The sequence below is a fragment of the Anaerospora sp. genome (assembly GCF_032013335.1).
In the GTDB taxonomy this organism is placed as follows: domain Bacteria; phylum Bacillota; class Negativicutes; order Sporomusales; family DSM-15969; genus Anaerospora.
The window spans coordinates 203,488-214,503 of record NZ_DALZUO010000004.1 but is presented as its reverse complement, the minus strand read 5'-3'; the positions used below and the strand labels follow the sequence as shown (position 1 = coordinate 214,503).

The 11,016-nt window shown below is 41.3% G+C and carries 13 protein-coding genes; all 13 read left to right on the top strand.

The window, feature by feature from the left end:
• Positions 1-47 precede the first annotated feature (47 nt).
• The 13 genes from RTR76_RS05960 to RTR76_RS05900 all read left to right on the top strand — a co-directional run bounded on the left by RTR76_RS05960 (position 48) and on the right by RTR76_RS05900 (position 11,002).
• On the top strand, positions 48-242 hold the full coding sequence (locus RTR76_RS05960) for a flagellar FlbD family protein (RefSeq protein ID WP_312517848.1): 195 nt from the start codon (positions 48-50) through the stop codon (positions 240-242).
• A 133-nt stretch (positions 243-375) separates the two neighbouring features.
• A complete protein-coding gene (fliL, locus tag RTR76_RS05955; protein WP_312517812.1) occupies positions 376-846 on the top strand; it encodes a flagellar basal body-associated FliL family protein in 471 nt (156 codons plus the stop codon).
• Positions 847-913: 67 nt separating this feature from the next.
• Complete coding sequence (fliM, locus tag RTR76_RS05950) at positions 914-1,918, top strand: flagellar motor switch protein FliM (RefSeq protein WP_312517809.1); 1,005 nt, start codon at positions 914-916, stop codon at positions 1,916-1,918.
• Positions 1,911-3,041 carry a flagellar motor switch phosphatase FliY gene (gene fliY, locus RTR76_RS05945; RefSeq protein WP_312517807.1) on the top strand — a complete coding sequence of 377 codons (1,131 nt, stop codon included), beginning with the start codon at positions 1,911-1,913 and terminating at the stop codon, positions 3,039-3,041. Before fliM ends, fliY begins: the two co-directional genes overlap by 8 nt.
• A gap of 37 nt (positions 3,042-3,078) precedes the next feature.
• Positions 3,079-3,441: a response regulator gene (locus RTR76_RS05940; RefSeq protein ID WP_312517805.1), complete on the top strand. Its 363-nt coding sequence runs from the start codon at positions 3,079-3,081 to the stop codon at positions 3,439-3,441.
• A 1-nt stretch (position 3,442) separates the two neighbouring features.
• Entirely contained in the window at positions 3,443-4,003 is a 561-nt protein-coding gene (gene fliO, locus RTR76_RS05935; protein ID WP_312517802.1) for a flagellar biosynthetic protein FliO, read from the top strand.
• A 5-nt stretch (positions 4,004-4,008) separates the two neighbouring features.
• A complete protein-coding gene (gene fliP, locus RTR76_RS05930) occupies positions 4,009-4,764 on the top strand; it encodes a flagellar type III secretion system pore protein FliP (RefSeq protein WP_396144308.1) in 756 nt (251 codons plus the stop codon).
• Positions 4,765-4,776: 12 nt separating this feature from the next.
• Positions 4,777-5,046 carry a flagellar biosynthesis protein FliQ gene (fliQ, locus tag RTR76_RS05925; protein ID WP_312517799.1) on the top strand — a complete coding sequence of 90 codons (270 nt, stop codon included), beginning with the start codon at positions 4,777-4,779 and terminating at the stop codon, positions 5,044-5,046.
• Between the two features lie 15 nt (positions 5,047-5,061).
• Positions 5,062-5,841 carry a flagellar biosynthetic protein FliR gene (gene fliR, locus RTR76_RS05920; RefSeq protein WP_312517796.1) on the top strand — a complete coding sequence of 260 codons (780 nt, stop codon included), beginning with the start codon at positions 5,062-5,064 and terminating at the stop codon, positions 5,839-5,841.
• Positions 5,795-6,937, top strand: coding sequence for a flagellar biosynthesis protein FlhB (gene flhB, locus RTR76_RS05915; RefSeq protein ID WP_312517793.1), 1,143 nt, complete (start codon positions 5,795-5,797; stop codon positions 6,935-6,937). The genes fliR and flhB overlap by 47 nt, the downstream gene beginning before the upstream one ends.
• Positions 6,938-6,955: 18 nt before the next feature.
• A complete protein-coding gene (gene flhA, locus RTR76_RS05910) occupies positions 6,956-9,019 on the top strand; it encodes a flagellar biosynthesis protein FlhA (RefSeq protein WP_312517791.1) in 2,064 nt (687 codons plus the stop codon).
• 1 nt (position 9,020) lies between these two features.
• Positions 9,021-10,109 carry a flagellar biosynthesis protein FlhF gene (gene flhF, locus RTR76_RS05905; protein ID WP_312517787.1) on the top strand — a complete coding sequence of 363 codons (1,089 nt, stop codon included), beginning with the start codon at positions 9,021-9,023 and terminating at the stop codon, positions 10,107-10,109.
• A gap of 2 nt (positions 10,110-10,111) precedes the next feature.
• Positions 10,112-11,002, top strand: a complete 891-nt coding sequence (locus RTR76_RS05900) for a MinD/ParA family protein (protein WP_312517784.1) — start codon at positions 10,112-10,114, stop codon at positions 11,000-11,002.
• Positions 11,003-11,016: the final 14 nt, after the last annotated feature.

The window sequence follows — 11,016 nt, the reverse complement described above, 5'->3', positions numbered from 1 at the left end:
GAGGGGGAGTAGCATCCCCCCTCATCCGATTTTATGGAGGCTGTAGAATGATTAAATTAACTCGCCTGAAGAGCCCTGATGAATTTGTTTTAAATGCCGATCTGATTGAAACAATTGATGAGACTCCTGATACCGTTATCACTCTAACAAGTGGCAGAAAGATTATTGTTGAAGAGTCAATGGATGATGTAGTACGTAGAATTATGGACTATCGACGCGCTTTAACTCGGAATTTGCGCTGATAATATCACTTTATGTTAAATAAATAGCAAATAAAAAGAGGATTATTGGCTTTTGGCGAGAACGTACTTGAAACGGATTTCGCAAAATAGATACATAATATGTACTAATATACAGGAATGCGAGGTGTGAAAGGTGCCGGAAGGAGAAAAAAAGTTTCCCCTAATGCTGATAGTCAGTTTGGTAGTGGTTGGTTTATTGCTTGCTGGTGGAATCTCCTATTTTATTGCAACGAAAATAGTTGCTGATAAAGGAGATAAAAAGGTAACTCGTGAACCAGGCGTGTTTATCAAGCTGGGTGATGCTAAAGACGGCTTAGTTCTTAACATCGGGGGCGTAAATAGTGGCAGATACCTGAAAATAGGATTGATTGTCGAACTTAAGCCAGCCCAGAAAGAAGCAGCTAAAGAAGGTGGTAAGATGCCATCTGCAGAGGAAATTAAAATACTAGATACTGCTGTTCATGTTTTGCGTTCACAAAAAATTGAGGATTTTGAGCCAGGAAAGCAAGAAGCACTAAAAGAAACACTTAAAAGCAGAGTTAATGAAGCTTTAGGCCAAGATCGTGTTTATGAAATCTATATTACTAACTTTGTTTTACAATAATTAATCGTAGCTTCATTGCAATTAAATCAGGTATAATAAAATAGCAGCACGAAAGGGGGGCGGAAATTTGGCAGGACCAGAGGTATTGTCACAGGCTGAAATCGATGATTTGTTATCTGCGCTATCTACTGGCGTAGTTTCAGCAGAAGAAATCAGAAGTGAACAAAAACAGAAAAAAATTAAAATTTATGATTTTAAACGTCCTGATAAATTCTCCAAAGACCAAATTCGTACCCTTTATATGCTTCATGAAAATTTTGCCAGATTGCTGAACACTTATCTTTCGGCACATCTTCGCACATTGGTTCATATCAATGTGGCATCAGTTGACCAATTGACATATGAAGAATTCATTCGTTCATTACCTAATCCCAGCGTAATTAATGTTTTTCAAATGCGACCGTTAAAAGGCAATGCGATTTTGGAAATCAATCCTAATATTGTTTTTTCCATTATCGACAGACTTTTTGGCGGACCAGGATTGCCACCGGCCAAGCCCCGCCCGCTGACAGATATTGAGGAAGCTATTACACGCAGGGTTATTAATAAAGCCCTGGAATCTTTGCAGGAAGCCTGGAAACAGGTTGTGGCAATTGAGCCGCGGGCTGACGTTATTGAGACTAACCCTCAGTTTACGCAGATCGTGCCTCCGAATGATATGGTTGTTATCATTACGCTGCAGACGAAGATTGGACAGGCTGAAGGCTTGATTAATATCTGTATTCCGTATCTGGTTTTAGAGCCAATTATGTCGAAGTTGACGACAACCTTCTGGGTTGCTTCAGCAATTGCTAAGCAGTCTTCACAGGAAAATGTTGCGGCACTACAGCGTAAACTGGAGCGGGCTCCTATCCCTGTTGTTGTTGAGATGGGCAGAGTGACAGTTACGGTGCAGGAATTGCTGGAGTTAGCTGTTGGTGACGTTATGCAGCTGGAAACTAAGGTAGAGGATGATCTAAACATTATTATTGGCAGCAAGGAAAAATTCCGTTGCAAGCCTGGACTTGCAGGACACAAACTGGCAATTCAAATTACCGAAGTGTTAGCAGGAGGAGATGATAACGATGAATGATGGATTTCTCTCACAGGAAGAAATAGACGCATTGCTGCGAGGAGATCAACTTACGTCTCCTGCTCAACCGGACTTATCCGATATGGAAAAAGATGCACTTGGCGAGATTGGTAATATTTCCATGGGAAGCGCTGCTACCACTCTTTCCATTCTTCTAGGCAGGCGAGTATCAATCACGACTCCCCGTGTTTCTATATCAAGTTTAAGTGCTATTCAGGAACAATACCCGATTCCATACTTAGTAATTGAGGTTGGTTATACACAAGGAATCGTTGGTACAAACTTATTAGCGATGCGGGAGCAGGATGCACTTATCATTGCAGACTTAATGATGGGTGGAGATGGATCGAATCCCCCTACGGAATTAAACGAATTATACATGAGTGCAGTCGGCGAAGCAATGAATCAAATGATGGGCTCTACAGCTACCTCGATGTCAACCGTTTTTAAGAAGAAAATTGATATTGCCCCTCCTAAGGTTAATGTCATTGATTTTGCTGTGGATTCTTCCATTACTGGCACGATTCCGGCCGAAGAACCCATTGTTCGCGTTTCATTCCGGATGGAAGTAGAGGATTTGATTGACAGTGAAATTATGCAAATTATTTCCGTTAATGTCGCGAAAGAGATGGTGGAAAGTCTGATGAATGCTGTTCAACCGGCGGCATCGCAGACGGCTGCCGCAGTTGCAGCACCTGCGCCGGCACCGAGAGCTGCAGCTGCTCCACAGCAGCAAGCAGACCCTGCACCAGCTTATGGACAACCGCTTGCCATGGCAAAACCACAAGCGCAGCCGCAGCCTAATGTACCGGTACAGCCAGTCCAATTTGCTCCTTTAAAACCATCAGGGATCCCTGTTATTGATCCTAATATTGCTTTAATTATGGATGTGCCCTTACAAGTTACTGTGGAATTGGGTCGGACTCGTAAGCTCATCCGCGAAATATTAGAATTATCACCAGGCTCAGTTGTTGAGTTGGATAAATTAGCTGGTGAGCCGGTTGATATCCTGGTTAACGGAAAGCTTATCGCCAAAGGTGAAGTGGTTGTTATTGATGAGAACTTTGGTGTCCGGGTAACTGATATTGTAAGCCCAATAGAACGAGCAAGTAATCTTCAATAAAATAAAAGTTAAATTATCTGACAGGAGAGATTGATTGATGGCAATTCGAGTTTTAGTTGTGGACGATGCTGCTTTTATGAGAATGATGATTAAGGATATTTTGAGTAAAAATGGTTACGAAATAATTGGTGAAGCTGAGAATGGTTTGAAAGCAATAGAGAAATTTCAGGAACTTCGTCCCGATTTAACTACAATGGATATTACGATGCCCGAATTAGATGGTATTAGTGCAGTTAAAGAAATAAAAAAAATGGATCCGGCTGCCAAAGTTATTATGTGTAGCGCGATGGGGCAACAAGCGATGGTTATTGAAGCAATTCAATCGGGTGCTCGCGACTTTATTGTGAAGCCGTTCCAACCGGATCGCGTGTTGGAAGCTGTTCGCAAAGCAGTTGGCTAATATGCTTAAGCTTGTTCCTGCTAAAATTTGTCTGGTAATAATTTTGCTGTTACTATTATTTGCGGTGGGAAGCGGTCAAGTCTACGCGCAGGAACAAGAAACAGGTTATCTTAAGTATCAAGACCCTACACCGCCCGCTACTTCCGTACTATCGACAATTGCTTATATATTTACATTGTTGTTAGCATTTGCTGTTGTAATTGGCCTTGCTTATTTTACTTCTCGTGTATTAGGTCAGAGGCTGGGACAGGGAACTGCTAACAACAGCCGGGTTTTAACTACTGTACCGCTAGGAGCGAATCGGACTTTGCAAGTAGTGGAAATTGCTGGTAAAGTCCTGCTGCTTGGTGTAACAGAACAGAGTATTACGTTATTGCAGGAAATCACAGACGCGGAAGAAATCACGAAACTCCGCAATATGCCTAATTCTTCTGCTGATTCTTCCTTTGATCAGGTTTTTCAGCGCCAGTTAGCATCTTTGCAAGTGATGTCTCGCAGATTCCCTGCTGCTTTCAGTTCTAACCGTCGGCCTGAATCAGAAGAAGAACAAGAGAAGAGGTAGTGGCAGTGAAGAGGCTGTTGTTCATATTAATTGCCGGCAGTTTTTTTTTCATACTGCCAAGCTTTGCTGAAGCAGCGCCTTTGATACCAATACCTAATTTAAATATTGGTGTTGAGGCAGCAAACAATCCGCAAGATGTTGCTCTTAGTCTGCAGATATTATTTACGCTGACTGTTTTATCATTAGCACCATCTATTCTGATTATGATGACATCTTTTACAAGGATCATTGTAGTCCTTTCCTTTTTGCGCAGTGCCCTGGGAACACAGCAAATGCCGCCTAATCAGGTGTTAGTCGGCTTGGCTTTATTTTTAACCTTTTATACGATGTCTCCATATTGGGAAGTTGTGAATACAAATGCTCTTCAGCCATACATGGCAAATACGATTACGCAAGAGGCTGCTATGACTGAGGCGATGAAGCCAATGCGTGAGTTTATGTTAAAGCAGACACGAGAAAATGATCTGGCGCTGTTTGTTAATCTGTCAGAAATGGCCAGACCAAATTCGCCTGATGATATTCCTACAACTACGATTATTCCTGCTTTTATGATTAGTGAATTAAAAACAGCGTTCCAAATCGGATTTCTCATTTATATTCCCTTTATTGTTATTGATATGGTTGTTGCGAGCACCTTGATGTCTATGGGAATGATGATGGTACCGCCTGTTATGATTTCTCTGCCTTTTAAAATATTACTGTTTATTTTAGTTGATGGCTGGCATTTGATCATACGATCACTCGTTACAAGTTTTAGTTAGAGGAGGTCTGTTATGTCCGGTGATATGGCACTTCAGGTCGGGCGTGACGCTCTGTATATGGTAATGCTGGTGTCAGCTCCTATGCTGGGTTTTGGTCTATTAGTCGGGGTTTTAGTCAGTATATTTCAGGCAACAACTCAAATACAGGAACAAACGTTAAGTTTTATCCCTAAAATCATTGCGGTATTTGTAGCTATTTTAGTCTTTGGTCCATGGATGCTAAGTTTGCTAGTTGATTATACTCGCAGTATTTTCGTTAGTTTGCCGCAAATGATTCGCTAGACAGGTGGGTTACACTTGGATATATATCAGCTTTTATCTGGTCATTTAGGATATTTCTTATTAATTTTTACGCGAGTTAGTGGTATCTTTACGACGGCTCCAATTTTCGGCAGCCGTAATTTGCCTGTTTATGTGAAAGCAGGCTTATCTCTTATCATTGCCTATATCTTAATGCCTATTGTTTACTCACCGTCAGCGGCAATTCCCGATCAATTATTGCGTTATGTCTTTGTAGTAGCTAGTGAATTTTTGCTTGGTCTTATCCTAGGGTGGGTATGTTCACTGATTTTTTCCGCTGTACAAATGGCCGGACAATTGCTGGATATGCAAATTGGCTTTGGCATTGTCAATGTCATTGACCCTCAGTTTGGCCAACAGGTGCCTTTAGTCGGCAATTTCAAGTATATTCTGGCCTTATTGATTTTTTTGGTTACCAATGGGCACCATGTTTTTTTATCAGCTTTATTCAATAGTTTTAAATATGTGCCTGTAACTGGAGTCATTTTCCATGCATCTTTGAGTGAATTGATCGTGGATATGGTATTCATAATTTTTATTACAGCACTTAAAATTAGCTTGCCTGTATTAGTAGCAATTTTATTAACGGATGTTGCTCTTGGAATATTAGCGAAGACGATGCCGCAAATGAATATATTTGTTGTAGGCGTACCGGGGAAAATATTTGTTGGTTTATTTATCCTAGCGTTGGCATTGCCGTTTTATATTGCCTTTCTGGGGGTGGGATTTAATGCCATGTATAAAGACATATACCGGATCCTTGGCAACTTCCAGTAATCCTGAACTTCTAGAAGAAACAATAAAGTTTGATTTACAGCTATTCAGTCAGGAAAAAACAGAAGAGGCAACGCCCAAACGTAAAGCTGATGCCCGGAATAAAGGGCAGGTTGCAAAAAGTGTCGAGATTAATTCGGCCTTTATCATTTTAGCGGCATTTTTAGCCTTAAAGCTCATTAGTCCCATGATTTATCATGAATTATCCAATTACATGCGTTTAATTTTTTCTACAGTTGCTAGGAGTGATTTTACAATTGTAGAGGCGCATGTGTTGTTTATAGATTTTGCAATTGTTTTTCTAAAAGCGGCATTACCGGTTATGGTGGTAATATTAATTATATCGCTTGCTGCTAACATGCTGCAGGTTGGGTTTCATTTTACCTTGGAACCAATTATGCCCAAGTTTGAAAAATTAAATCCCCTAACTGGATTTCAGCGGTTGTTTTCCAAACGTTCGCTGGTAGAATTGGTAAAATCTTTTATCAAAATCGGTGTTGTTGGCTATTTCATCTATCGTTTCATATTGAAAGAAACAATGGAATTGCCCAAGTTAATCAACCTGGAGTTAATTGAATCCTTACAGCTAGCTGGTAGTTTAATTCTTGAACTTGCTTTTCAGATTGGTACCGTTATCTTGGTTTTGGCTGTGTTAGATTATTTTTACCAATGGTGGCAGCACAATGAAAGCTTAAAAATGTCAAAACAAGAGATTAAAGAAGAATTTAAGCAATCGGAAGGTAATCCACAAATAAAAGGAAAAATTAAAGAACGTCAGCGTGCGATGGCAATGCAGCGGATGATGCAGGAAATTCCGAAAGCTAGTGTGGTAGTAACGAACCCTACTCATTATGCAGTTGCGCTTAAGTATGAAAAAGACATGGCGGCACCGATAGTAGTTGCCAAAGGCCAGGATTTTTTGGCTCAACGTATTAAGGATGCTGCCAAGAAGCATGGTGTAGCAATTGTAGAGAATAAACCGTTGGCTCGTTCTCTGTATAGCGCTACAGATATCGGCGAAGCTGTACCGCCCGAATTATATCAAGCTATTGCAGAAGTATTGGCTTACGTCTATCGCTTGAAAAAACGTTTGTCCTAATAGAAGGAGAGAGTTATTATGGCTACTCGTACACCCGCATTTAGCAGTCTTTTGAAATATAGTGATATATTAGTAGCCGTTGCCATCATTACTATTGTGGTAATGATGATTATTCCATTACCGACTTTTTTACTGGATCTTTTCTTGTCATTTAACATAACATTTTCACTGATTATTGTAATGGTGGCAATTTATAATACAGAGCCACTGGATTTTTCCATTTTTCCGTCGCTGTTACTTATTACAACGTTATTCCGCCTAGCACTGAATGTTTCATCGACCCGCTTAATCTTATTAGAAGGCTATGCCGGCGAGGTAATTACCGCCTTCGGAAATTTCGTAGTTGGCGGTAATGCCGTGGTTGGCTTTATCGTCTTTGTTATTTTGATTATTATTCAGTTTATTGTTATTACCAAAGGCGCCGAACGGGTGGCGGAAGTTGCCGCTCGCTTTACTCTGGATGCTATGCCGGGCAAACAAATGAGTATTGATGCGGACTTGAATGCCGGATTAATTTCAGATTCAGATGCCCGGCTAAGACGTAAAAAGATACAACGGGAAGCGGATTTCTACGGGGCAATGGATGGTGCCAGTAAGTTTGTCAAAGGGGATGCAATAGCCGCCATTATTATAATTATCATCAATATTGTCGGTGGCTTTATTATTGGTATGGTACAGCGCAATATGGAACTGACACAAGCACTTCAGGCCTATACGCTATTGACAGTAGGTGAAGGTTTGGTCAATCAGATACCTGCGCTGCTAATTTCTACTGCTACCGGCTTAATGGTAACTAGGGCAGCCTCTGAATCGAATTTGGGACATGATATAGCAACACAAATACTGACTAATCCGCGCATGTTTTTTATTGCTGGCGGTGTATTACTATTGCTGGGATTGGTGCCGGGGTTGCCTGGATTTCCTTTCTTTGTGCTAGGTCTTTCTGGAATCGGCATTGGCTATGTACTAAAAAAAACAGCACAAAGCCAGGCGGACGAACAAGTAAATCAGTTGGAACAAAAGGAAATGGAAGAGGTGCGCAAACCGGAGAATATTGTTGCACTGCTGCAGGTTGATCCCATGGAATTGGAAATCGGCTATAGCCTAATTCCAATTGTAGATGTAAGCCAAGGTGGTGACTTGCTAGACCGTGTTGTTATGATCCGGCGGCAATGCGCTTTGGAACTGGGCTTGATTGTTCCGACGATTCGGATTCGGGATAACATTCAGCTAAAACCAAACATATATGTGATCAAATTACGCGGGGTGGAGATTGCCAAAGGCGAATTAATGCTTGATCACTATATGGCAATGAATCCCGGTACTGTTTTTGACGAAATACAAGGGATTGCAACAGTAGAGCCCGCTTTTGGCTTACCAGCATTATGGATTCAAGAGTCTCTGCGCGAGCAGGCAGAGTTAAGCGGGTATACAGTTGTTGATCCAGTGTCAGTTCTTGCTACTCATTTAACTGAAGTCATTAAGTCACATGCTGATGAAATTCTTGGACGCCAGGAAGTGCAGACTTTAGTTGATGCAGTAAAACAAAACAATCCGGCTGTCGTTGATGAAGTGGTACCATCTTTGTTGTCACTAGGCGATATTCAAAAAGTATTGGCTAACTTGCTGCGTGAACGCGTATCCATTCGCGATATGGTTACTATTATGGAAACTTTAGGCGATTATGGATCATTAACAAAAGATACGGAACTATTGACTGAGTACGTGCGACATGCTTTATCACGTCAAATATCCAAGCAGCATGTGCAAAATAATACGCTTACTTGTCTTACAGTAGATCCGCAGTTGGAAAATACAATTAATGGAGCGGTACAGCGTACTGAGCAGGGCTCCTATGTCGCTCTTGAACCGCAGGTCATGCAGGCCATTGTTGCCAGTCTTAGCAGCGAATTGCCTAAGTTGACTAATCTGGGTTATCAGCCCTTGGTCTTAACCAGCCCGGCAGTGCGGATGCATTTCCGCAAATTAACGGAACGTGTTGCGCCTAATCTTACCGTACTTTCCTATGCTGAAATAGAACCAAAAATTGAAGTGCAGGCATTAGGGATGGTGAAGTTATAATATGAAGGTTAAGTATTTTACAGCAGCTACCATGCAAGATGCTGTGGCACAGGTAAAAAGTGACTTAGGCCGGGATGCCGTAATACTTCATACACGGCGTTTTAAAAAAGGTGGTATTTTAGGTTTTTTTGCCAAAGAAATGGTTGAAGTAATGGCTGCTGTTGAAACTCCCGTAGCGGTTGCGGTTGAAAAACCTCTTCCTCCTCAGCGAATAAGCAAGGAAGAAGAAACAAAAGCGGCGGTTGTACAAATTGAACTGGCTAATATGCGTAAGATGCTGGAGCAAGTCTTGTCTAAAATACCACAGTCAGAAAAACAAGCATCCCCCTTATTTGAGTTGTTAATAAAAAATGATGTGGATGCTGAAATTGCTGCAAACTTGATTCGCGGACTGCCAAATGATACAACTATCATCGGCAGTGACCAAGGAATTACCCGCAAGTTGCTGGTAGACCGAATTACAAACTATTTGCAGCGGATTGATGGTATAACGATACCTGCGTCAGGCTGTAAAACTGTTGCGCTTATTGGGCCTACCGGTGTCGGCAAGACGACAACCATCGCGAAGCTGGCAGCAAACTTTGCGATTAAAGAAGGACAGCGGGTTGCTCTGATTACTGCCGATACCTATCGTATTGCCGCGGTTGAACAATTGAAAACGTATAGCGACATAATTGGAGTTCCAATTGATATCGTCTACTCGCCTGATGAACTAAAAGCAGCTTTGTACCGGCATCGCGATAAAAATCTGGTCTTAATTGATACTGCAGGCAGAAGTCCTAAAAGTCAGTATCAACTAGCTGAATTGCAGTCATTATTGGCAGTTGATCCTTATATAGAGACACATCTTGTTTTAAGTGCAACGACAAAATACAGCGATCTGCTGGAAATTGTAAAAAAGTTCAGTGTCTGTTCTCCGCAAAAATTTTTGCTGACCAAGGTTGATGAAGCGGGATATTTAGGAACAGTCTTGAATCTTTTATATCAATTTCCTACGGCTTTGTCGTATGTCACTACAGGACAAAATGTTCCCGATGATATTGAACTGGCGAATGCGCATAAACTGGCAAATTTGATTCTGAGGGATTAACAATGCACGATCAAGCAGAGAAATTGAGACAAATGGTACAAAGCACTCAAAATCAACCGAAAAGTGCAATTATTAAGCAGCAAACTGAATCGAGGGCCCGGGTTATTACGGTAACAAGCGGTAAGGGGGGAGTCGGTAAGACTAACTTTACTGTTAATCTGGCTTTAGCGTTGGCTTCATTAGGGCAAAAGGTACTTGTCATTGACGCGGACTTGGGTATGGCTAATGTTGATGTTGTCTTAGGTTCTTCTCCGAAATACAGTGTGTTGCATTTGCTGCAGGATGGTGTAGACATTCAAGATGTTATTGCCGATGGTCCGCAAGGCATAAAATATATGTCTGGCGGATCGGGTATTTATCATCTGGCCAACCTGAATCAAATGCAGCTTCAGCATATCATTAGTCAGATTACACAATGCGATAAATGGGCAGATATCATTCTTATTGATACCGGGGCTGGATTAAGCCGCAATGTGTTAAATTTTGTTATCGCAGCAGATGAAGTTATTATTATTACGACTCCGGAACCGACTGCTATTACAGATGCATACGCAATGATGAAGGCTTATGCCGGGCACGCTGGTACAGCACCCTTGCGGCTGGTTGTGAACCGTGTTGTTGAAATAGATGAAGGGCAGATGGTAGTTGATAAATTAATAAAAGTCTCTTTACGTTTTTTGGGAGTACCCATCACCAGTCTTGGATTTGTATATGAAGATCGCAATATGATCAAAGCAGTCAAGAATCAAACTCCCGTTCTAATACAATTTCCTAACACTATCTGTACTCGTTGTATAGAGCATATCGCTCAGCGGCTTATATATGGAGAAAATATACCGCAATCTAAGGGAATTAGAGGATTTTTTAATAAGTTCTTAGAAATGATGTGGTGATACTGAATCGCTAG

What these genes read in the sequence shown, in the direction of transcription:
- RTR76_RS05960 (WP_312517848.1), top strand. Translation starts at nt 48, where the DNA reads ATGATTAAATTAACTCGCCTGAAGAGCCCTGATGAATTTGTTTTAAAT.
- fliY (WP_312517807.1), top strand. Translation starts at nt 1,911, where the DNA reads ATGAATGATGGATTTCTCTCACAGGAAGAAATAGACGCATTGCTGCGA.
- RTR76_RS05940 (WP_312517805.1), top strand. Translation starts at nt 3,079, where the DNA reads ATGGCAATTCGAGTTTTAGTTGTGGACGATGCTGCTTTTATGAGAATG.
- fliO (WP_312517802.1), top strand. Translation starts at nt 3,443, where the DNA reads ATGCTTAAGCTTGTTCCTGCTAAAATTTGTCTGGTAATAATTTTGCTG.
- fliQ (WP_312517799.1), top strand. Translation starts at nt 4,777, where the DNA reads ATGTCCGGTGATATGGCACTTCAGGTCGGGCGTGACGCTCTGTATATG.
- flhB (WP_312517793.1), top strand. Translation starts at nt 5,795, where the DNA reads ATGCCATGTATAAAGACATATACCGGATCCTTGGCAACTTCCAGTAAT.
- flhA (WP_312517791.1), top strand. Translation starts at nt 6,956, where the DNA reads ATGGCTACTCGTACACCCGCATTTAGCAGTCTTTTGAAATATAGTGAT.
- flhF (WP_312517787.1), top strand. Translation starts at nt 9,021, where the DNA reads ATGAAGGTTAAGTATTTTACAGCAGCTACCATGCAAGATGCTGTGGCA.
- RTR76_RS05900 (WP_312517784.1), top strand. Translation starts at nt 10,112, where the DNA reads ATGCACGATCAAGCAGAGAAATTGAGACAAATGGTACAAAGCACTCAA.